We start from the raw sequence: 21445 nt of genomic DNA, 5'->3' as shown, positions 1-21445 counted from the left end.
CATATAGACAGAGACAAGGAGCAGAACATGAAAAAATATCAATTAATCGCAACAGCGGCTGCCGGTATTGAAGCACTGGTAGGAAAAGAATTACGGGATTTAGGGATCGAGTGCCAGGTGGAAAATGGCCGGGCTCGTTTCGAAGGCGATTTAGAGACTATCGCGACAGCGAACTTATGGCTGCGTACGGCGGATCGCATCAAAATTGTTGTTGGCGAATTTGATGCCTTCACCTTTGATGAGCTGTTTGAAAAGGTAAAAGCATTGCCTTGGGAAGATTTTTTACCAATGGATGCACAATTTCCAGTAGCCGGCCGTTCAATCAAGTCAAAGCTTTACAGTGTGCCGGATTGCCAAGCTATCACTAAAAAAGCAATTGTTGAACGTTTGCGTGAAGTTTACCATCGTCCAGCTCGAGTTCCATTGCCAGAAACGGGTGCCTTTTTCCAATTAGAAGTAGCTTTGTTGAAGGATCATGTGGTATTGACCATTGATACAACTGGCCCAAGTTTGTTCAAACGCGGCTATCGCTTAGAAAAAGGTGGTGCTCCATTAAAGGAAAACATGGCAGCAGCTTTAATTCTATTAACCAATTGGCGAAAAGACCGTCCATTTTACGATCCGGTTTGCGGTTCTGGAACTTTGTGTATTGAAGCAGCATTAATTGGACATAATATTGCTCCTGGTTTTAATCGTGAATTTGTCTGTGAAACGTGGGATTGGTTTGATCCAGCCGTTTTTGAAAAAGTGCGGACAGCGGCGGATGAAGCGGCGGATTACGATATTGAGCTGGATATTGCTGGTTCTGATATCAATGGACATATGATTGATATTGCGCAACGAAATGCTGAAGAAATCGGCTTAGGAGATTCAATCACCTTCAAGCAGCGGGCAATTAAGGATTTTAAAACAGATAAAGAATATGGTGTAATCGTAGCGAACCCTCCTTACGGCGAACGTTTAGGGGATGAAGAAAAAGTACATGAATTGTACCATGAAATGGGACAAGTCTTTGCACCGTTAAAAACTTGGAGCAAATACATTTTAACCAGTGATTTAGCCTTTGAAGAGTATTATGGATCAAAAGCAACGAAAAAACGCAAGCTATACAACGGAGCAATTCGGACGGACCTATTCCAATATTGGGGGCAGCGGCCACCGAGAAAAGAGAACAAATGAGCGAAAACCTAGAAGCAATTCGCCAATATAGCTACGAAAAACTTAATACTGATACTAGCGGGCACGATTTTTTCCATAGTGAACGGGTAGCTAAAATTGCTCAAGCATTGCGAGAAAAAGAGAAAGCAGGAGATCTGGCTGTCATTTGGGCAGCCAGCTACCTGCATGATGTGATTGATGACAAAGTGGTTAGCGATCCAGAGCAAGAGCGTCAAAATATTGTGGACTTCCTTGCTTCTTTAGAATGGTCAACTGAAAGGATCAATCATGTACTAGCTATTATTGATAACTTGTCATATTCCCGTGAATTGGAAATGGGGAAGGCAACCTTAACTTTAGAAGGCCAGATTGTTCAGGATGCGGATCGAATTGATGCTTTAGGAGCGATTGGTATTATGCGGACGGCTTACTACGGTGGACACAGCGAAAGCCCGTTATATCTGCCAGATGTAGCACCCAAAAACTTCAAAACCAAAGCCGAATATCGGGAAAAAAGTACCGTAATCAATCATTTTTATGAAAAACTTCTTTTATTGGAAAAAACCATGAATACATCTGCTGGGCAGGCTGAAGCCAAACAACGGACGATCTTCACGAAAAACTTTTTGTCAGAATTTTATGCTGAGTGGGATGGAAAGTTATTGACTTCCGATGAAAATGAAGAGAAAATGATAAAATAAAAAATTAATAAACTAATTGATGTCTTTATGAGCGACTTTTTCGTATAATAAGGTGCAAGGAAAGGGGATCGAAGGATGTTAAATCGACAGATGATACAGCCGGAGAAGATGTTAGCCCTTCTTTCGAATCCTGGGGAAGGTTTATTTGCAATTCGTGGGAGAATGGAAACAAAGACTTACCAAGTCCTGCTTTATAAATATGGAGAAGAGTTCTTGCTTTTAAAAAATCCTTATTTGCTTCACATCTTGATGGATAATCCCTATAAGTATTCATGGAGTGATCAGGACTTGTTGAATAATATTGAAGACACGCTGGAGAGTAACTATTATTATCCAGCTTCGAAAGAATGGGTAGATCTTGATCTGAAGATACTTAAACAGATCGAGCAGGTAGAAATCGAATGGTTTCAGATGGAAGAATAACAGGCAGCCCCTGTTATTCTTTTTTTCTGAATTGTTGAAATAAAAGGATGAAATTAAGAATAGTCAAAACAATTCCCAGCAGCAAAGGGATCATCAGTAGATTCTGACTATAGCCAAAAGACTGTTTGAAGTCTTTTGCAGAGTTAACTAAAAGAACTGTTTGGCTATAACGATAAACCTGATAACTAAAAGTCGTTAAGAAAACTGAAATCAACGCCAATACAAACCGGCGGTAATCTGAGTATTTTGTCTTTTTGATGAACCAGAAACCAAGATATAAAACAATAAGTCCAATCGGAACACCAAAAGCAAAGGTAGCATTTAGCATAAAACAAGCCTCCTTATTCAAAAAGTAAGGTACAGATAGCAAAAACTGATGCGCTATCTTTATCTACTAGTTTTCACAATTTAAGGAAATTAGTCAAGTAAATACTTAGTCTTTGTGAAAAAGAAAAAAATTCAGTAAAGTAATGACAGGAGGTTAAGCTATGTCTAGTTATGTGTTTCCCATTAAAACGGCACTGATCTTTTTTCCATTTTTGGCCTTTTTTATTACCGTTCCATTTTTAATTTACTACTATCGGAAATATGGCACTTTAGGTAAGAAACGCAGCCTAATACTATATTCATTTGTCTTTTATTTACTGTGTGCTTACTTTTTAATCATTCTGCCATTACCAAGCATTCAAGAGGTTGCAGCCATGACAAGCCCTAAGTATAATCTGCATTTATTTCAATCATGGGAAAATTTCATGAATCAAACAGTTTTGCGCATCAATGATCCCAGCACCTATTTGCCAGCTATGCGGCAAGGAGTGTTTCTGGAACCTGTATTTAATATTTTGCTCTTATTTCCTTTTGGTGTGTATTGTCGGTATTATTTCCGCTTTTCATGGAAGAAGACGATTATAGCCAGCTTTTGTTTGTCGCTCTTTTTTGAGTTAACGCAGTTAAGCGGCCTATATTTCATTTATCCTAGGCCTTATCGATTGTTTGATGTGAATGACCTGCTGCATAATACTTTAGGCGGTGCTTTCGGTTATCTTTGCGCCCCATTGTTCACGTTCTTTCTGCCAACTCGGAATGAATTGGACGAAGAATCATTGGAGAAAGGGCACAAGGTCTCATTATTGCGCCGTGGGATAGCCGCAATCATTGATTGGATAGTCATTGATTTAGTTACAGGTGTTTTACAAATTCTTTTAGCCTTGTTTCCTGATACTAGCTTTTTAGCAGACACAGCCAAGTTAAGCAATACTTTGGGTTGGTTTGTTTTAAAGGTGGTTTGCTATTTCATGATCTTAATGTATTTCTGGCAAGGGCAAACCGTTGGGAAGAAGGTTGTACGGATTAAAGTGGAAGAAGACGATCATTCCAGAGTTCGTTTTATTTCTTTAGTGAAACGCTACAGCTTTTTTTATGTGTTAATGTTTATCATAAGTCAAATTTTCCAATTTAGTATTACGCATTTAACCACCACGGATCATGTACTATTTATCGCGTATTCTATTTTAGCTTTGATAAGTTTTGGAATTTTGCTTTTATTTGTCTTCAACTTATTGTATGCTCTCATAAGAAGAAGTCCGCGCCTCTTCCATGAGAAGGCGAGCCGCACGTACACGAGAAGTACGCTAGAAAAGAAAGAGGTAGAAAATGGCAACATTTAAAAATTTCCAATTCCAGCCGTTTATTATGGAAGCAATCCAGGATAAAGGCTTCACAGAACCAACCCCTGTGCAAGAAAAACTCATTCCTTTGATTAAAAAAGGCAAGAACATTGTTGGGCAATCTCAAACAGGTTCAGGAAAGACCCATACGTTCCTATTGCCGTTGATGGACAAATTAGATGGGAACCAAGATGAAGTGCAGATAGTAATTACTGCACCTAGTCGTGAACTAGCTACACAGATTTATCAGGCGGCTATTCAGATCGCTAAGTTTTCACCGACTGAAATTCGAGTCACTAATTTTGTCGGAGGAACGGACAAACAACGTCAATTAGACAAATTAAAAGGACATCAGCCTCATGTCGTAATTGGTACGCCTGGTCGTATTCTGGACATGATGAATGAACAAGCCTTAAAAGTTCATACGGCAAAATACTTTGTCGTGGATGAAGCAGACATGACTTTGGACATGGGCTTCTTAAACGAAGTGGATCAAATTGCTGGGCGTTTGCCAAAACAGGTTCAAATGCTGGTTTTCTCAGCGACGATTCCAGAAAAATTGCGTCCATTCCTATTGAAATATATGGAAAATCCAATTATCGAAGAGATCAAGGCTCAAGCAGTTATCTCCGATACTATTGACAATTGGTTGATTTCAACTAAAGGAAAAGACCGCAATCAATTGATCTACAAGCTGTTGACATTGGGTCATCCTTACTTGGCCATCGTTTTTGCCAATACGAAGCAGCATGTGGATGAAATTACTGAATACTTGAAGTCTCAAGGCTTAAAGGTCGCAAAGATTCACGGCGATATCACGCCGCGAGAACGCAAACGAGTAATGCGCCAGGTTCAAAACCTGGATTATCAATATGTAGTGGCGACTGACCTTGCTGCTCGTGGGATTGATATTGAGGGCGTGTCTCACGTTATTAACGCCGAAGTTCCTCATGAACTGGATTTCTTTATCCACCGTGTCGGCCGAACGGGTCGAAACGGCTTGCCTGGAACAGCAATTACCTTATACAATCCTAGCGATGAGGATGCCATCAATCAAATTGAAAAGCTGGGCATTACTTTCCAGCCAAAAGAAATTAAAAACAATGAGATTGTGGATACCTATGATCGCAACCGTCGTCAAAAACGGGAGAAGAACAAAGACGAACTAGATCCAACTCTGATTGGATTGGTGAAGAAGAAAAAGAAAAAAATCAAACCGGGCTACAAACGCAAAATCGATCGAGCAATTTCTGAATCCAATAAACAAAAACGCCGCCAAAATCGTCGTCAAGCAGAGCGTTCGATTCGTAAAAACAAAAAAGATTCCAATAAGTAAGCACAACAAGCAGTGGGCAAGAGGGTCCATTGCTTGTTTTTTCATCAAAGGTACAAAACTCTCTCGCTTATTTTCCAAATAATTCCTTCATTTTCCTCACACATTCTTGAGATAATGGTATAATTTGGGGGATAGATAAACTGAAGGAGGCAACGTGAGCTATGAATCTCGTTGATCAACTGGACTGGTCCTACTGGAAACGACTAAGTGATAAGGAAAAAAGAACCTTATTTAGTCAGGTATTAATGTACTTTGTGAATCCTTTATTGAGAATCACTGATATAGAACTAAAAGAATACGAATTATACGGCATTAAATGCCAAACCTTTGAGCTTTTGATTGATGAGGAAGAATTTGTTTTCATTCCTGGAAACAAGGATGCAATTTTAGGCTGGAATTTAGGAACTAAAGGCTTGTCTCTCTTGGAGACCGCACCTAATTCACCACATGTGGACATTCCTGAAGAGCTGCAGAACAGCTACGATTTATTGGATGTTCATTCCTTGGCAGATTATATTAACGATCGAACCACCAGCCTGCGGAAGGTGAAGATTCCACCTATGTTTGTCCAACGATTCGCATTGCCGGCAGGAACGAATTTTCTAGGTGTTTATGATGCGATCACTGGCAGCTTTACTGGTCAGGCTGATCAGTTTTCGGCTTTTGAAGAAGAAATCCGCGAGGTCCTATGTCCCAATTTAACCCCATCAGAAAGTATCCGCTGGAGCTTTCCTAAAAGTGTTTTAAGAGAAAACAGCTGGTATATCGAGATAGTACCTAACAGCGATCTTTATCATGTTTACACCCATGAGACCCATACATATACTACCTTACGTAAAAAAGTTCGCAAACGGAATTTTGATTTGTTAACGGAAGATCAGTGGGAGTATGCAAATGGGGCCGGCAGCCGGCGCTTATTCCGCTGGGGCAATGATTTAAATACCCTTGATCCGTATCGCGGCAAAAAGATTCGCCAAATGATGACAGGACTGAACATGTTCGGTCTGTCCTTTGATACCTCCATGGAACGATATGAAATTACAGAAGATCCAGGTGTATTGAAGCTGACCACCAGTTCATTAAGTACAGGCTTGCCAATCGTTGATAAGCTGCCTTTGTCGACTTATTATGCACCTGATCGGACACTTTTACATGAAGAAGTCTTGAAGCCAAATGAATACTTGTATCGCAAGGCAATTATTGTGAAGATCTAGTTTGACATTTGGGCTGCTTTTTCTTATACTTACTGACAGGATAAGGTTTGTTAACGAACATCCACAGAAAGTGCGGCATAGCTGAGAGCCGCGTGATGAACCTAGCAAATTGCTCCCTGGCATACTTTTGGTTGAAAAACCAACGCTACTCGGCGTTAACGAGCTGAAGAGGTAATGATCTATCATTGCAACCAAGGTGGTACCGCGAGTTTTCGTCCTTGGATGCAGTGGTAGTTTTTTTTATTTTTAAGAAAAGAGGAGAAACGATGAAACAATTAACTAGTGCGCAGGTTCGTCAGATGTACCTAGACTTTTTCAAATCTAAAGGACATATGATCGAACCAAGTGCTTCTTTAGTACCAGTCAATGATCCATCCTTGTTATGGATTAACTCTGGTGTTGCTACAATGAAAAAATATTTTGATGGCTCTGTGACACCTGAAAATCCACGGATTGCCAATGCTCAAAAATCTATCCGAACCAATGATATCGAAAATGTCGGGAAAACAGCGCGTCATCATACAATGTTTGAAATGCTGGGAAACTTCTCAATTGGTGATTATTTCAAAAAAGAAGCCATTGAGTGGGCTTGGGAATTCTTAACCTCACCAGAATGGATCGGCTTTGATCCTGACAAATTATACGTGACTGTTTACCCAGAGGATGCTGAAGCAAAACGCATCTGGCTGGAAGAAATTGGCTTGCCAACAGATCACGTAGTAGAAGTAGCAGACAACTTCTGGGATCTAGGGGTTGGACCAAGTGGACCAGACTCAGAAATTTTCTATGATCGCGGCGAATCCTTTAATGATCTAGCTGAAGATGATCCAGAAAACTATCCTGGTGGCGAAAATGAGCGCTATCTGGAAATTTGGAACTTAGTATTCTCTGAATTTAACCACAAACCAGATAATACCTATGAACCACTGCCTCATCAAAACATTGATACCGGTATGGGCTTAGAACGTATGGTTTCGATTATTCAAGATGCACCAACCAATTTTGAAACAGATCTATTCCTACCGATTATTGCTAAAGTAGAAGAATTAAGCGGCAAGAAATACGGATCAGACAAACTAATGGATGTCTCCTTCAAAGTTATCGCCGACCATATTCGTTCATTGGCCTTTGCAATTGGTGATGGTGCGCTGCCGTCTAATGAAGGTCGCGGCTATGTACTTCGTCGTCTATTACGTCGTGCTGTTATGCATGGTAAAAAACTAGGAGTTAATGAAGCTTTCCTATACAAATTAGTACCAATCGTAGGTGAAGTAATGGTTAGCTACTATCCAGAAGTGCTTCAGCAAAAAGACTTCATTCAAAAAGTGGTTCGCAACGAGGAAGAACGATTCCACGAAACCATCAACGAAGGCTTAACAATGCTAAATGATGTGTTGGCAGACCTGAAAGCGAAAAACGAAACGACCTTAGACGGCAAAGTAATCTTCAAGCTGTACGATACCTTTGGCTTCCCAGTGGAATTAACCGAAGAAGTAGCTGAGGATGAAGGCTTGAAAGTCGACCACGAAGGCTTTGAAGTAGAAATGCAAGCCCAAAAAGAACGGGCACGTGCCGCTCGCTCAACAGAAACATCGATGGGCGTTCAAACAGCCTTATTAGGGGATATTAAGGTTCAAAGTGAATTCGTCGGCTATGACCATTTAGAAGTAGAAAGCCAATTGTTGACCATTTTACAAGACGATGCAGTCGTTGATGCAGTCAGCGGTGGCGCAGCGCAGCTGATTTTCGCCCAAACACCATTCTATGCTGAAATGGGTGGACAGGTTGCCGATCACGGAATCGTGGCGGACAAAGACGGTAATGTAGTGGCTAAGGTGGTTGATGTTCAAAAAGCACCAAATGGCCAGCCATTGCATAAAGTGGAACTGCTGCAGGCTGTTAAAAAAGGTGAAAGCTACTTCCTTCAGGTTAATGCAGCAATGCGCAACAAGATTTTGAAAAACCATACAGCCACTCACTTGCTGCATAAAGCGTTAAAAGAAGTGTTGGGCGAACATGCCAACCAAGCAGGTTCATTGGTTGCTCCAAAACATTTACGTTTTGACTTCAGCCACTTCGGACAAGTAACTGCGGCTGAGTTAAAAGAAATGGAAAAAATCGTCAACCGTAAAATTTGGGAAGCAATTCCAGTTGTAACGATTGAGACAGATATCGATACAGCGAAAAACATGGGCGCAATGGCTCTGTTTGGTGAAAAATACGGACATGATGTTCGTGTAGTAAATATCGGCGACTGGTCAATCGAATTATGTGGGGGAACCCATGTCAGCAACACCGAAGACATCGGCTTGTTCAAAATCGTTTCCGAATCAGGAATCGGTGCTGGCGTTCGCCGGATCGAAGCCTTAACTGGTCAAGAAGCCTATGAAGCCTTCCGTGAAGAAGAAGATCTGCTGGTGCAGGTTGCGCAAACAGTGAAGTCTCCACAAATGAAGGATGTTGTCAGCAAAACAGAACAGCTGCAGCAGCAATTACGTGAATTACAAAAAGAAAATGAACAATTAAGCACCAAATTAGCTAACCAGCAAGCTGGAGATGTCTTCAAAAATGTGAAGGAAATCAATGGTACAACTATGATTACCGCGCAGGTTAATGTGAAAGACATGAATCAACTCCGTCAGTTGGCTGACCAATGGAAACAAAAGAACTACTCAGACATTCTAGTTTTAGGAACTGCTCAAGGTGAAAAAGCAAACTTATTAGTAGCTATGACCCCAGCAGCTGTCGAAAAAGGCCTAAAAGCTGGCGATCTGATTAAAGCAATTGCACCGAAAGTTGGTGGCGGTGGTGGCGGTCGTCCAGACATGGCGCAAGCTGGCGGGAAAAATCCAGCTGGATTACCGGATGCCCTGAAAGCTGCAGAAGAGTGGTTGGCTTAATAAGTATTTTAGATAATTAGTTTTTAAGAATATCGATTTTTCAGAAGTCTGTTCTTTGGATGGACTTTTGAGGAATCGGTATTTTTTTGAATTTGAATTTAAATAGTCTGTAAGCAGAGCGGACAAAGAAAATAATATATAGTCCAGCTCAGGACAAAAAGGTAAAGACCGAAAATCTTAAAAACTAGGCTAAGTGTGGGATTTACTATTTTATGTTATAATCAAAGTTAATAAACACAGAAGGTTGGTGAGAAAAATGGATTACGAAAAAACTTTCAAAATTGAATCACTAAATGAATTTTCTCGCAATGTTTATAATCGTGTTTTGAGATACGTGGTTAATCATCAAATTGATAGACAAAATAAAAATGATTTATATGCTGAGTTGTTGGATCAACTAAAAGGAATGTTGCAAATGAATCTTTTTGAAATGTCTATGAGTGATTTAGCTAAAGTTGAGTCTTATTGGAATGCAATGGATGTTTATACTAAATCTATAACAGATCAGAAGGCAGTTGAACAGTATGTCTAATTTTAATTTAGGTTATAGTGAACAACAGTACTCTTCGGTCTTAGAGGATACCCTAGAAGCTTTGACACTCTCAAAAGATCCATCAGAGAGTCCAAAAGCTTTTTTACTTGGTGGACAACCTGGAGCTGGGAAGACAGCATTAAGATATGCGGTCATTAAGGAAATTGGTACAAATGTAATTGTAGTCGATAATGATTCATTCAAACAGGCTCATCCAAATTTTGATGGAATTGTGGAACAGTATGGTAAAGACTATGTAAAATATGTGACACCATTTTCTAATCGTCTCACAGAAGATATCGTGTCCTATTTGAGTAACGAGAGTTATCATTTGATAATAGAAGGAACTCTAAGAACAATAGAGGTGCCGACGATGACTGCTAGCTTGCTGAAAGAAAAAGGATATGAAATAAGCCTTTACGTAGTTGCTGTCTCAAAAGATTTGTCATATTTAGGGACACTTGCAAGATATGAGTATCAGTTTTCTAAAAATGCTATAACAGCTAGGGAAACAAAAAAAGAACATCATGATTTAGTTGTTAAAAATTTATCAGGGAATATTTCGGAATTGTATAAGAAAAATATTTTTAAAATAATTAAAATTTTTGATAGGGAACTGAATTTATTGTACAATTCTGAACGGACACCTTTAGAAAATCCAAAAGAGGTTTTAGAGCCAATATTAAATGGAGAAGCAGAGAAAAAAGACCTTCTTGATCAAATTCAAAGAATTATACAGTTGATGGAAATAAATAGGCATCAAAAAGCGAAAAGTTATAAACAGTTAGTGTCTAGATATCAATCCTTAAAGAAACTATTCTGAAGCATAAATAGTTTCTTTTTGTTTGTAATGTATTTCCATTTTATTACATGTTTTATATTAGATAGATAAAAAAGAAATCAATAATTATTTTGAACTTAGTGTAAAACAGAAAGGCGCTCAAATTCTTGTGTAGTTCCAAACAATAATATCAAGCTAGCTAAACGGTAGATAGAAAACATAAATTCAAAATCCCCCACAACCCTTGAGATAACAGGAATCCTACAGCGCTTTTCTTGTTATCTTTTTCTTTTATAGGTATAATCCTAAAGAGAAGAGCAAAATTCTGTGAAATTTAGCAGAATTACGAAGGAAGAATGGGGATTTATTTATGAGATTGATTGAAGAAATAATTTTAGGAATCATCGTTGTCAATACGATCATTGCAATTATAACAGTATTTCGTAAACAGCGAAGCATCACAACCATCTTAGCATGGCTGCTGACGCTAATTTTTTTACCGGTCTTAGGATTTATCCTGTATGCTTTTAGTGGTCGGGGAATCGATGGAGAAACGGTGTACCGCTTCGAACAGGAAGACCATCGCCGGATTAAAGAGATTGCGGATATTATTGCGATAGACAATCAAGATGTTCGTCACAATGAGCCCAGTAATCTGTATCCTACAGCCGAGGCACTGTCCCACTATTTTGATCGGCGGGATGAATCACCGATTGCGATTAGAAATGAAATTGAGTTCTTCTTAGATGGCAATGAGAAGTTTGAACGGTTGTTTGAAGATTTACGCAATGCTAAAAACAATATTCACGTAGAATATTACGCCTTCTTTAACGATCGAATCGGAAATCGTTTTTTGCGAATCCTTGAGGACAAAGCCGAACAAGGTGTAGAGGTTCGCCTGATTTATGATCCATGGGGCTCACCAAAAGCCAATAAGAAATTTTTTGCTACGTTAAGAGAAAAAGGCGGGAAAGTAACCCCCTTTATTACATCCAAGAATATTATAGCCAAAACCCGTTTGAATTATCACTTGCACCGCAAACTGGTCATCATCGATGGTCAAATCGGCTGGACTGGCGGCTTTAACGTGGGAGACCAATACTTAGGAGAGTCAGAACGCTTTGGAAACTGGCGAGATACTCATGGTCGAGTCTTAGGAACAGCCAGCTTTACTATGCAGGAAATTTTCTTAAGAGACTGGAATGCATCGGTTTCTAAGAAAGAAGATCGGATGGCCTATTTGCCGGAATATTTCGTGCTGCCGGAAAAAGAAATTAAGAAGGGGGTACCAATGCAGATTGTTGCCGATGGCCCTGAATCAGAGGAATTGATTATTCGAGACGGTTTTGTACGAATGATTTTAGCCGCTGAGGAAAGTGTCTGGATTCAATCACCGTATTTAGTACCAGATGAAACAATGCTGTCGGCACTGTTGATTGCAGCACGTTCAGGAATTGATGTCCGGATTATGGTACCAAATATGCCGGACCATCCCTTTATCTTCCGTGCTACCCAGTATTATGCTAATTTCCTACATGAGCGCGGCATCAAAATTTATCACTACAATAACGGCTTTATACACGCTAAGACAGTCGTAGTTGACCATGAATTAGCGAGCTTTGGATCCACCAATCAGGATATCCGCAGCTATGAATTGAACTTCGAGGTCAGTGCCTTCATTTATGATCCAGCGATTGCCCAAAAATTCCGGGACATTTTTGAAAAAGACATGGAAGATTCCATTCTGCTGACAGATAAAATGATTGCCGACCAGTCCTTCTGGTTGAACTTTAAGCAAAAATTCTCTCGTCTATTGTCACCTATTCTATAGCTTTAAGCTTTTTTGCAGACCTTGGCGAGCGAGATGGTCAGCCCCTTTATTTTTACTTTCCGGGATCCACTGCAGGACCAGCAAAGTAAATTGAGGGGCTAATTCGTTAAACTCCATTAAATATGGCAAAAAACGGTTGTTTTTTGTCTGGCCCTGGTCTAATATTTTTATAGCAGTCTTGCTATCTGAATACAAAAGAACATTTTGATCAGCTAGCTGCTGGTCAAGTAAATACCGCAAGGCGTAAAGAATTGCAGCAAGCTCAGCCGTGTGGTTATCTTCTTCTTTAAGGGGAATAGCCAGTTGCTTTTGCTGAGTATCATCTACGATCAAAATGCCGCCTCCGCTTTTTTTCTGTTGGGCATTCGTAGCGGCGTCTGTATATACTTTTATCATATCAATCATCCTTTTATTAGTTAGGAGTAATGCATGAAGAGCAAGCGCTATTTCTGGCAGCCAGAGCTGTCACTTGCCATCATTTATTGGTCAATTACCTTCATTATCCTGTTTTATGGGTTAATTGTGACGTTAGAAAACACGCGGCCTTTTCTGAAGGGCAACCTGATCATTGGGGTGTTTTTCATTTTTGCAATCATTGGGTTGCATCGTTACTTAACCATCAATGAAAAAGGACTTACTATTCACTATTCACTGTTTTGGCGCAAAAAGTTTTTGCCAACGTCCCATATTGAAGAGATTTGTAACCGAAAAGATGGCATTATTATTCAACAAAAAGGCCTGGGTGAGTATCGCTTGTCCATGTCAAAAAAACAGCGACAGCGTTTCTTTGAAAACCTGGCTGCCCATTTCCCTGAAATCAATGTAAAAGAAGAAAACGTAAAGATCAGCCATGACTAATCTTTACGTTTATTTTTTTAACTCTAATTTCCTGGATTTTCGATATTCTTTTTCACATGCGCTGCTTGTTCACCGCGAGCGCCTTCAACAATCACAAATTGTACTACTTCTCCTGACCTCAATGACTTGAAGCCATCCTCTTCGATAGCTGTAAAATGGACAAAAACTTCCTGATCTTCATCATAAGTGATAAAGCCATAACCTTTTGCTTCATCGAACCATTTAACAATCCCCGTTTGCATACAGCCACACTCCTTATCAGTAGTGATTCTATTATAATCGAAAGGGTGAAAAAAAGCGAATGTACAAGCAATTTTTCCTAATAAAAGTGAAGTCGTTACGAGTAAACAAAGGGGAATCTAGGAGAATCCGAACGCTTTTGCCTTCAGAAGAAATTTACTAATGGTATTTAGTGTTTTTCTCAAATAAATTCGTTATAATGTGGATGAACGAATAAAAAAGAGACCAGAATGATTATCGTTCGGGAAAGGAAGACATATGAAAACAGATATCGAAATTTCTCAAGCAACGGAATTAGCTCCGATAACGCAAATTGCGGAAAAATTAAACCTTACAGCGGAGGATCTTGAACTATATGGCAAATACAAAGCCAAAATTGATTTCTCAGCTTTGGATCGTATTCATCAGCAACCAGAGGGCAAACTGATTTTAGTTACCTCAATCAACCCAACTCCCGCAGGAGAAGGAAAATCTACCGTAACGATTGGCTTAGGCGATGCTTTAAACAAGATCGGCAAAAATACCGTGATTGCGCTTCGTGAGCCTTCTTTAGGACCTGTAATGGGTATCAAGGGTGGAGCGACTGGTGGCGGCTATGCACAAGTGTTGCCGATGGAAGATATCAACCTTCACTTTACCGGCGATATGCACGCCATTACAACTGCCAACAACGCCTTATCTGCCCTATTAGACAATCATCTTCATCAAGGAAATGAACTAGGAATCGATCCTCGCCGAGTGATTTGGAAACGGGTAGTCGATTTAAATGACCGCGAGCTGCGTCACATTACTGTAGGACTTGGCGGACCAATTAACGGCGTTCCTCGTGAAGATGGCTTTGATATTACGGTTGCCAGCGAGATTATGGCCGTTTTATGTTTATCGACAGATATTCAAGACTTGAAAAAACGCTTGAGCAATATCGTAGTAGCTTATACCTACGACCGTGAACCGATTACTGTTGGCGATTTGAAGGTGGAAGGTGCCCTTGCTTTGATTTTGAAGGATGCAATTAAGCCTAACCTAGTTCAAACGATCTACCAAACACCGGCCTTCGTACATGGCGGACCGTTTGCTAACATCGCTCACGGTTGTAACAGTATTCTTGCCACTAACACAGCGTTGCATTGCGGAGATTATACAGTTACTGAAGCTGGCTTTGGTGCCGATCTAGGAGGAGAAAAATTCCTAGATATTAAAGTACCAAGTTTAGGTAAAACACCAGATTTAGTTGTAATTGTGGCAACTATTCGTGCCTTGAAGATGCATGGCGGCGTAGCAAAATCTGATTTAAGTGCCGAAAACCTAGAAGCATTAAAAACGGGCTTTAGCAATTTAGCCAAACACATTGCGAACATGAAGAAATACGGTCTGCCGGTAGTCGTAGCAATCAATGAATTTATCAGCGATACCGACAAAGAAATTACTTTACTAAAAGAATTATGTGAAGCAGAGGATGTCAAGGTTGAACTAGCCAGCGTTTGGGAAAAAGGTCCTGAGGGTGGCGTTGACTTAGCCAATACAGTCGTACAAACGATTGAAGAAAGCGAAGCAAAATTCACCTCTATCTTCAGCCGTGAACACGACGACATAGAAGAAAAAGTAGAAACCATCGTCAAGGAAATCTATGGCGGTTCAGAAGTAAATTACAGCAAGAAAGCGAAACAGCAGCTGGCAACCTTCAAAAAATACGGCTGGGACCGACTGCCAGTCTGTATGGCGAAAACACAGTATTCACTGTCAGATGATCCAGCTAAGCTAGGAGCTCCAAGCGACTTCACGGTAACCATTCGTGAATTTGTCCCTAAAATCGGTGCCGGCTTCATCGTTGCCTTGACGGGTGACGTAATGACGATGCCAGGTCTGCCTAAGAAACCAGCAGCCTTGAATATGGATGTTGATGCAGAGGGTAATGCGATTGGATTGTTCTAAGTGATAGAATAAATTAAACTAGAACCAACAAAAGATGATGTATAGCTGTCCTAGTATTAGGCTTGGCTATACACCATCTTTTTTAGTAGTTTTTCTTTTCCACCAAGGTATTCACTTTGTCTAATATAGTTGTATATTTTTCATAGTCACTTAACAGAATACCCATATACAGCATATCTACTAGAGAAAGCAGGGACATTCTAGAAACCATCGTTTCACTGTAGAAGGTCGTTTCATGATCGCCAGTTAATAAATCGATATCTGAATACTTAGAGATATGCGAGGCTTTGTAGTTTGTTAAGGCAATCGTTGTTGCACCAGCTTCCTTGGCAATTTTTAAACTGTTCACCGCATCAATTGTGCTGCCGGAATGAGAAATTGCGATTGCAACATCTTCTTTTCCTAAAGAGACAAGGCTTAACTGTTCTAAATGGTTGTCCGCGAAATAACGAGCATTCAACCCAATACGAATCAAGCGGCTGACAAAGTCTAAAGCAATACTGCCAGAGGTTCCTACCCCAAAAACCTCAATTCGCTTGGCTTTAGAAATACGATGAACAGCTTTTTCGTACGCTTTATAGTCAAAAATTTTCATGGTATCTTCTAAGCCCTTCATAGAGGAGCTGACAATTTTTTGAGGGATACTTTCCAGCTTATCCTCTGGTGAAATATTCAGATCAACAAACTTGTCAGATTGAGGGAGAGAACTTTCTTTTCCCCAGTCTCGTAAAACGCGAGATTTGAAATCACTAAAGCCTTTGTACCCCAAAGCTTTAGTAAAGCGGACTACCGAAGGATCACTGACCCCAGTCGCTTTGGCCAGTTCAGCTAAAGCCATTTCAGATACTTTATATCCTGTTTCTAAAACATAATCTGCTATTTTCTTTTCAGACTTACTGAGAGAATGATAGTTTAATTTAATCGTTTCTGAGTATAATTGATTGTCATTCATAGATTTAACCAAGCCTTTTTAGTAGTTTTACTACATAGTAATGTATTTTTTTAGATACGTCAAATCCTATAAAAAAGTGCCGGTACAATCAGCAGAAAGAGCAGACTGATTTCTGCTAAAAATATTCTATTTAGTAGAAGTAAATATTTTATCTGAAATTATTGTCTTTGTAGATGTCCTCAAAAAAAGAGAAGAAAGTAATTTTGCTACAATTTCCTCTTTACAAAGTATTAGAAATGTTTTATACTCAAAATGTAGTAAAAATACAAAACGAAAAATATATTAGGAGGTTTACTACTATGAAAAAGGCAGCAGAAATGACAGTAGAAGAATTAGGAATGTATATTGATCAATCAGTATTGAAACCAGATTTTACAGAGGCAGAAATTCGTAAGTATATTCAAGAAGGGATTGATTACCATTGTGCAACAGTATGTATCAATCCTTCATCATTAGATATCGCAGCCGAGATGACGAAAGATACTAAGACAAAGATTTGTGTAGTTTGTGATTTTCCTTTCGGGACAAGTACAACTGCTTCAAAAGCAATGCAAGCTGAAGAGTATTGTAAACGCGGCGACATTTATGAATTGGATATTGTGGCTAATTTTGGCTGGATCAGAAGTGGAAAATATGACGATGTGACTGCTGATATTAAAGCGGTTGTGGATGTATGCCATAAGTATGGAACAGCCGTGAAAGTTATTTTTGAAACAGATACGTTGAATGAAGAACAGGTTCGTCAAGCCTGTGAATGTGCGATTACTGCAGGAGCAGATTTCGTAAAAACAAGTACTGGTTTTATTACTGGATACGAATCGAATGGCGCCACAAATGAAGTAATCAAGATCATGATGGACCAATGCAAAGGACGCATCAAAATTAAGGGCAGCGGAGGCATCCGTACTCGTGACCACTTCTTAGAATTGATCGATATGGGAATTGACCGCATGGGTGTAGGATACAAATCAACACCAACGGTTTTAGGCTTAGATAACAGTGTAAGTACTGACGCATATTAAAAAGAGGAGCGGGTAGTATAAGATGAAATTCTTTTTAGATACGGCCAATGTAGAAGAAATCAAACGGATTAATGAACTAGGATTGGTTGATGGCGTTACGACAAATCCAACCATCATTGCTAAAGAAGGCAGAGATTTTGAAGAAGTAATCAAAGAAATTTGTTCAATAGTTGACGGACCAGTGAGTGCAGAAGTTACGGGTTCTCAAGCCGAAGAAATGATCTCAGAAGCGGAAACCTTAGCAAATTGGGCGAATAATGTAGTCGTAAAAATTCCAATGACTGAACAAGGGCTAAAAGCAGTGAATCATCTATCTAAAAAAGGAATCAAGACAAACGTTACATTGGTATTTACCGTTGCTCAAGGCTTAATGGCCGCGAAAGCTGGGGCTACCTACATTAGTCCATTTTTGGGACGTTTAGATGATATTGGAACGGACAGTATGGCGTTAATTTTGAAACTAAGAAAAGTATTAGATAACTACGGGTACGAAGCAGAAATCATTTCTGCCAGTGTTCGAGGACTTGAGCACGTTGAAAAAGTAGCTGTACTAGGTGCGGATATTGCGACGATTCCTGGCAGCTTATTTCCTAAGTTATGGAGTCATCCATTAACGGATAAAGGGATCGAACAATTTGAGAAAGACTGGTCGGCATTTTCAAAGAAATAAAAATGCTAGATTCTGTTTGTTAAATTGCTTTTCTTAGGTCATCGTAATGAGAAAAACTACGGAGATGATTATAATGAATAACCAAAAAAAACCAATTATCATAATGAATTGGTCCATGAGACAAAATCATATGAAAGATGCAATTGAATTTGCTAAACAGATTAGTGATCGCAGAAACTCAGATGCTGGAATTGACGTTGTCATTTTACCTTCAATGGGAACAATTTATCCAGTACATGAGGTGATTAAAGATACGCCAGTTCATTTGGGTGCCCAAAATATTGGATCAATTGAGCATGGTGAGTTAAGTGGTGAGTTTTCAATTGAATCATTAATAGATATGGAAGGAACTTTTGTTGAACTGGGACATTGGGAAAGAAGAAAGCTCTTTAATGAAACAGATGACATTATCAACAAAAAAGTAAAATTAGCTCTTAATAATAATGTAAGTCCCATTCTATGTGTTGGTGAACTTGAAAAGAAGGATGCAGATAACGTTATCGACGACTTGAAAAATCCAAATTATGAACAAGAACTCGAACAAGAATTATTCTTACGTGTTTTCAATGGTTTGTATAGTGTAGATAAACAAGATTTAGATAAGATTGTTATTGCTTATACTCCTGCATGGGCGGTGGGCCAAAGTAAAGCAGCTGGAGCACCACATATTAAAATGGCAACATCATTTATTCGAAAAGCTCTGACCAGAATTTTTGGAGAAGAGGCAAATGAAAAGGTTCGTGTTGTATATGGCGGATCTGTTAGTCCGGAGAATAGTATCACTATGATTAAAATGGCTGACTTAGATGGTGTATTATTAGGCAGGTTCGGCAGTGATTCAAATCGGTTACAACAAATTGTAGATGTGATTAAAAATTTGAAGGCTGAATTAGATAAGTAGGAAAGCAGCTGGGACAACAGCGTTCAGCTCCAAAAAATAACCGGGATCATCCGAAAATTGCTGAGAGACACAGCGGATCTTGAAGTTGATGTCGAACAGTACCTACCTAGAGCTTTTTATAATCTTGTGATTATTCGGCTTATTTCCGAAAGAGTTGCTTTAGTCACACCGATTATTCGTTATGAAAGAGGCTGTGATGTTTTACGTCACAGCCTCTTTCCTACGATTAGTCAAGAGTAAATGGTAGTTATTTGAAATCTTAGGAGGAAGAAATGAATGTTTGATAACATTGATCAGTTAAGTGTTAACACTATACGCACACTAGGGATTGACGCAATTCAACAAGCCAATTCAGGCCATCCAGGTATTGTTATGGGGGCAGCTCCAATGGCTTACACGCTATGGACGAAGCATCTAAGTGTGAATCCCAAAACCTCGTTGAACTGGCCGAATCGAGACCGCTTTATTCTTTCGGCAGGACATGGCTCTGCTCTGTTATACAGTTTATTACATTTATCGGGTTACAAAGTAACGATTGACGATTTGAAAAACTTCCGACAATGGGAAAGTAAAACACCTGGACATCCTGAATATGGACAGACAGATGGTGTAGAAGCAACTTCTGGACCATTAGGACAAGGAATTGCTATGGCTGTAGGCATGGCTATGGCAGAAGCTCATTTATCGGCGGTTTATAATCGAGGAAAGTATAATATAATGGATCATTACACGTACACTATCTGTGGAGATGGCGATCTGATGGAAGGCATATCTCAGGAAGCTAGTTCAATGGCAGGGCATTTGAAATTAAACAAATTGATTGTATTGTATGATTCTAATGATATTTCTTTAGATGGACCAACATCTAAAGCCTTTACAGAAAACGTGGGCGCTCGTTATGAAGCCTATGGTTGGCAGCATATTCTGGTAGAAGACGGCAATGATTTAGAAGCAATCAACAGTGCGATTGATGAGGCGAAAGCTGAGACAGAAAAACCGACTTTGATTGAGATAAAAACAGTAATTGGCTATGGTGCTCCAAAAGAAGGAACTTCTGCCGTTCATGGTGCCCCAATCGGTGATGAAGGAATCAGAGCAGCTAAACAGGTTTATAATTGGGAGTATCCTGACTTTACTGTTCCAGATGAAGTAGCTGAACGTTTTAAAGCAGAAATGATTGATAAAGGTGGAGCGGCTGAAGGAGAATGGAATCAACTTTTTGAAGAGTATAAAACTGTTTATCCAGAGCTGGCTAAGCAATTTGAAGAAGCTTTTGATGGGAAACTTCCAGAAAAATGGGATGTTGATTTACCAGTTTATCCAGAAGGCTCCAGTCAAGCTAGCCGTGTGTCAAGTAAAGATATCATCCAAGAAATTTCTAAAGCTGTACCAAGTTTTTGGGGCGGATCAGCAGATTTGTCAGGATCGAATAACACAACAGTTGTAGCGGAAAAGGAATTTCAACCTGCTTCTTATGAAGGACGCAATATTTGGTTTGGAGTTCGTGAATTCGCAATGGCTGGAGCAATGAATGGTATTCAGTTACATGGTGGAACTCGAGTTTATGGCGGTACATTTTTTGTATTCGTTGATTATTTAAGACCCGCTATTCGTATGTCAGCTTTACAAGGATTGCCTGTGATCTATGTTTTGACTCATGATTCAGTTGCAGTTGGAGAAGATGGTCCAACCCATGAACCAGTCGAGCAATTAGCAAGTATACGCTGTATGCCTAATGTCCAAGTAATCCGGCCAGCTGACGGTAATGAAACCACCGCGGCTTGGAAGGTAGCACTAAAGACAAAAAACAAACCAACTTTGTTAGTGTTGAGCAGACAAAATCTACCTGTTTTACCAGACACACAAGAAAATGCCGGAATTGGTGTAGAAAAAGGTGGGTATATCGTGTCAAAAGCTCAATCGGCTATACCAGAAGGCATCATTATTGCCACTGGTTCTGAAGTTAGTTTAGCAATTGCAGCACAAACAGTTTTGAAAAAGAGAGGAAAAGATGTTTCTGTAGTATCATTACCTAGTTTTGATCTTTTCGAGGCGCAGGATGATGAATACAAAGAATCCGTCTTACCAAAAGCAGTAACTAAACGATTAGCTGTTGAAGCTGGTACTTCATTTGGTTGGGAGCGATACCTGGGAGACACTGGTAAAATGATCAGTATTGATCACTTTGGATTCTCTGCTCCAGGAGGTCTGGTTTTAGAACGGCTTGGTTTCACTATCGATAACGTAGTGAATACATTTGATTCATTGAACTAAAATATAAAAAGTATCTATTCAATCATCCACTGTAAAATGTTGATTAGATACTC

General features: G+C 39.6%; 20 protein-coding genes. 16 read left to right on the top strand and 4 right to left on the bottom strand.

Features of this window, described 5'->3' with window-relative positions:
- Positions 1-27 precede the first annotated feature (27 nt).
- The 3 genes from I588_RS13050 (at position 28) to I588_RS13040 (ending at position 2282) form a co-directional block, all read left to right on the top strand.
- Entirely contained in the window at positions 28-1179 is a 1152-nt protein-coding gene (locus tag I588_RS13050; protein ID WP_010759220.1) for a THUMP domain-containing class I SAM-dependent RNA methyltransferase, read from the top strand.
- Entirely contained in the window at positions 1176-1859 is a 684-nt protein-coding gene (locus tag I588_RS13045) for an HD domain-containing protein (RefSeq protein ID WP_010759219.1), read from the top strand. Before I588_RS13050 ends, I588_RS13045 begins: the two co-directional genes overlap by 4 nt.
- A gap of 75 nt (positions 1860-1934) precedes the next feature.
- Positions 1935-2282 carry a hypothetical protein gene (locus tag I588_RS13040; RefSeq protein ID WP_010759218.1) on the top strand — a complete coding sequence of 116 codons (348 nt, stop codon included), beginning with the start codon at positions 1935-1937 and terminating at the stop codon, positions 2280-2282.
- 13 nt (positions 2283-2295) lie between these two features.
- Here the strand turns inward: I588_RS13040 and I588_RS13035 are convergent, their stop codons facing one another.
- Positions 2296-2610 (bottom strand): hypothetical protein, encoded by a 315-nt coding sequence (locus I588_RS13035; RefSeq protein ID WP_010759217.1) that lies wholly within the window; start codon positions 2608-2610, stop codon positions 2296-2298.
- Between the two features lie 160 nt (positions 2611-2770).
- Between I588_RS13035 and I588_RS13030 the strand changes: the two genes are divergently transcribed.
- The 7 genes from I588_RS13030 to cls all read left to right on the top strand — a co-directional run bounded on the left by I588_RS13030 (position 2771) and on the right by cls (position 12543).
- On the top strand, positions 2771-3949 hold the full coding sequence (locus I588_RS13030) for a VanZ family protein (RefSeq protein WP_010759216.1): 1179 nt from the start codon (positions 2771-2773) through the stop codon (positions 3947-3949).
- On the top strand, positions 3936-5285 hold the full coding sequence (locus I588_RS13025; protein ID WP_010759215.1) for a DEAD/DEAH box helicase: 1350 nt from the start codon (positions 3936-3938) through the stop codon (positions 5283-5285). The genes I588_RS13030 and I588_RS13025 overlap by 14 nt, the downstream gene beginning before the upstream one ends.
- 161 nt (positions 5286-5446) lie before the next feature.
- Complete coding sequence (locus tag I588_RS13020) at positions 5447-6499, top strand: DUF7278 family profilin-like fold-containing protein (protein ID WP_010759214.1); 1053 nt, start codon at positions 5447-5449, stop codon at positions 6497-6499.
- A 266-nt stretch (positions 6500-6765) separates the two neighbouring features.
- On the top strand, positions 6766-9399 hold the full coding sequence (alaS, locus tag I588_RS13015) for an alanine--tRNA ligase (protein ID WP_010759213.1): 2634 nt from the start codon (positions 6766-6768) through the stop codon (positions 9397-9399).
- A 256-nt stretch (positions 9400-9655) separates the two neighbouring features.
- Positions 9656-9931 carry a hypothetical protein gene (locus tag I588_RS13010; RefSeq protein ID WP_010759212.1) on the top strand — a complete coding sequence of 92 codons (276 nt, stop codon included), beginning with the start codon at positions 9656-9658 and terminating at the stop codon, positions 9929-9931.
- The gene (locus I588_RS13005; RefSeq protein WP_010759211.1) at positions 9924-10754 is read left to right on the top strand and encodes a zeta toxin family protein; all 831 of its coding nucleotides are present in this window, start codon (positions 9924-9926) and stop codon (positions 10752-10754) included. The genes I588_RS13010 and I588_RS13005 overlap by 8 nt, the downstream gene beginning before the upstream one ends.
- Positions 10755-11082: 328 nt before the next feature.
- Positions 11083-12543 carry a cardiolipin synthase gene (cls, locus tag I588_RS13000; protein WP_010759210.1) on the top strand — a complete coding sequence of 487 codons (1461 nt, stop codon included), beginning with the start codon at positions 11083-11085 and terminating at the stop codon, positions 12541-12543.
- Here the strand turns inward: cls and I588_RS12995 are convergent.
- The gene (locus I588_RS12995; RefSeq protein ID WP_010759209.1) at positions 12538-12939 is read right to left on the bottom strand and encodes a ribonuclease HI family protein; all 402 of its coding nucleotides are present in this window, start codon (positions 12937-12939) and stop codon (positions 12538-12540) included. The two genes, cls and I588_RS12995, sit on opposite strands and share 6 nt — an antisense overlap.
- Positions 12940-12972: 33 nt before the next feature.
- On the opposite strand from I588_RS12995, the gene I588_RS12990 reads away from it, so the two are divergent.
- Entirely contained in the window at positions 12973-13401 is a 429-nt protein-coding gene (locus I588_RS12990; RefSeq protein WP_010759208.1) for an EbsA family protein, read from the top strand.
- Positions 13402-13424: 23 nt separating this feature from the next.
- Here the strand turns inward: I588_RS12990 and I588_RS12985 are convergent, their stop codons facing one another.
- Positions 13425-13643, bottom strand: a complete 219-nt coding sequence (locus tag I588_RS12985) for a cold-shock protein (RefSeq protein WP_010759207.1) — start codon at positions 13641-13643, stop codon at positions 13425-13427.
- Positions 13644-13899: 256 nt separating this feature from the next.
- Between I588_RS12985 and I588_RS12980 the strand changes: the two genes are divergently transcribed.
- The gene (locus tag I588_RS12980; RefSeq protein ID WP_010759206.1) at positions 13900-15573 is read left to right on the top strand and encodes a formate--tetrahydrofolate ligase; all 1674 of its coding nucleotides are present in this window, start codon (positions 13900-13902) and stop codon (positions 15571-15573) included.
- An 82-nt stretch (positions 15574-15655) separates the two neighbouring features.
- On the opposite strand, the gene I588_RS12975 is transcribed toward I588_RS12980, so the two are convergent.
- Positions 15656-16537 carry a MurR/RpiR family transcriptional regulator gene (locus I588_RS12975; protein ID WP_248628228.1) on the bottom strand — a complete coding sequence of 294 codons (882 nt, stop codon included), beginning with the start codon at positions 16535-16537 and terminating at the stop codon, positions 15656-15658.
- 287 nt (positions 16538-16824) lie between these two features.
- Between I588_RS12975 and deoC the strand changes: the two genes are divergently transcribed.
- From deoC to tkt, 4 genes are all read left to right on the top strand, one after another.
- Positions 16825-17547, top strand: coding sequence for a deoxyribose-phosphate aldolase (gene deoC, locus I588_RS12970; protein WP_010759204.1), 723 nt, complete (start codon positions 16825-16827; stop codon positions 17545-17547).
- Between the two features lie 22 nt (positions 17548-17569).
- Positions 17570-18217: a fructose-6-phosphate aldolase gene (gene fsa, locus I588_RS12965; RefSeq protein ID WP_010759203.1), complete on the top strand. Its 648-nt coding sequence runs from the start codon at positions 17570-17572 to the stop codon at positions 18215-18217.
- 73 nt (positions 18218-18290) lie between these two features.
- Entirely contained in the window at positions 18291-19118 is an 828-nt protein-coding gene (locus I588_RS12960) for a triose-phosphate isomerase family protein (RefSeq protein ID WP_010759202.1), read from the top strand.
- 276 nt (positions 19119-19394) lie between these two features.
- A complete protein-coding gene (gene tkt, locus I588_RS12955) occupies positions 19395-21392 on the top strand; it encodes a transketolase (protein ID WP_010759201.1) in 1998 nt (665 codons plus the stop codon).
- The last annotated feature ends 53 nt before the right edge of the window (positions 21393-21445 follow it).

This window comes from Enterococcus pallens ATCC BAA-351 (assembly GCF_000407485.1).
Classification (GTDB): Bacteria; Bacillota; Bacilli; order Lactobacillales; family Enterococcaceae; genus Enterococcus_A; species Enterococcus_A pallens.
This window is presented reverse-complemented; position numbering and strand designations above follow the sequence as displayed.

Coding starts and splice junctions, on each gene's coding strand:
- I588_RS13050 (WP_010759220.1), top strand. CDS start 28: ATGAAAAAATATCAATTAATCGCAACAGCGGCTGCCGGTATTGAAGCA.
- I588_RS13045 (WP_010759219.1), top strand. CDS start 1,176: ATGAGCGAAAACCTAGAAGCAATTCGCCAATATAGCTACGAAAAACTT.
- I588_RS13040 (WP_010759218.1), top strand. CDS start 1,935: ATGTTAAATCGACAGATGATACAGCCGGAGAAGATGTTAGCCCTTCTT.
- I588_RS13035 (WP_010759217.1), bottom strand. CDS start 2,610: ATGCTAAATGCTACCTTTGCTTTTGGTGTTCCGATTGGACTTATTGTT.
- I588_RS13030 (WP_010759216.1), top strand. CDS start 2,771: ATGTCTAGTTATGTGTTTCCCATTAAAACGGCACTGATCTTTTTTCCA.
- I588_RS13025 (WP_010759215.1), top strand. CDS start 3,936: ATGGCAACATTTAAAAATTTCCAATTCCAGCCGTTTATTATGGAAGCA.
- I588_RS13020 (WP_010759214.1), top strand. CDS start 5,447: ATGAATCTCGTTGATCAACTGGACTGGTCCTACTGGAAACGACTAAGT.
- alaS (WP_010759213.1), top strand. CDS start 6,766: ATGAAACAATTAACTAGTGCGCAGGTTCGTCAGATGTACCTAGACTTT.
- I588_RS13010 (WP_010759212.1), top strand. CDS start 9,656: ATGGATTACGAAAAAACTTTCAAAATTGAATCACTAAATGAATTTTCT.
- I588_RS13005 (WP_010759211.1), top strand. CDS start 9,924: ATGTCTAATTTTAATTTAGGTTATAGTGAACAACAGTACTCTTCGGTC.
- cls (WP_010759210.1), top strand. CDS start 11,083: ATGAGATTGATTGAAGAAATAATTTTAGGAATCATCGTTGTCAATACG.
- I588_RS12995 (WP_010759209.1), bottom strand. CDS start 12,939: ATGATAAAAGTATATACAGACGCCGCTACGAATGCCCAACAGAAAAAA.
- I588_RS12990 (WP_010759208.1), top strand. CDS start 12,973: ATGAAGAGCAAGCGCTATTTCTGGCAGCCAGAGCTGTCACTTGCCATC.
- I588_RS12985 (WP_010759207.1), bottom strand. CDS start 13,643: ATGCAAACGGGGATTGTTAAATGGTTCGATGAAGCAAAAGGTTATGGC.
- I588_RS12980 (WP_010759206.1), top strand. CDS start 13,900: ATGAAAACAGATATCGAAATTTCTCAAGCAACGGAATTAGCTCCGATA.
- deoC (WP_010759204.1), top strand. CDS start 16,825: ATGAAAAAGGCAGCAGAAATGACAGTAGAAGAATTAGGAATGTATATT.
- fsa (WP_010759203.1), top strand. CDS start 17,570: ATGAAATTCTTTTTAGATACGGCCAATGTAGAAGAAATCAAACGGATT.
- I588_RS12960 (WP_010759202.1), top strand. CDS start 18,291: ATGAATAACCAAAAAAAACCAATTATCATAATGAATTGGTCCATGAGA.
- tkt (WP_010759201.1), top strand. CDS start 19,395: ATGTTTGATAACATTGATCAGTTAAGTGTTAACACTATACGCACACTA.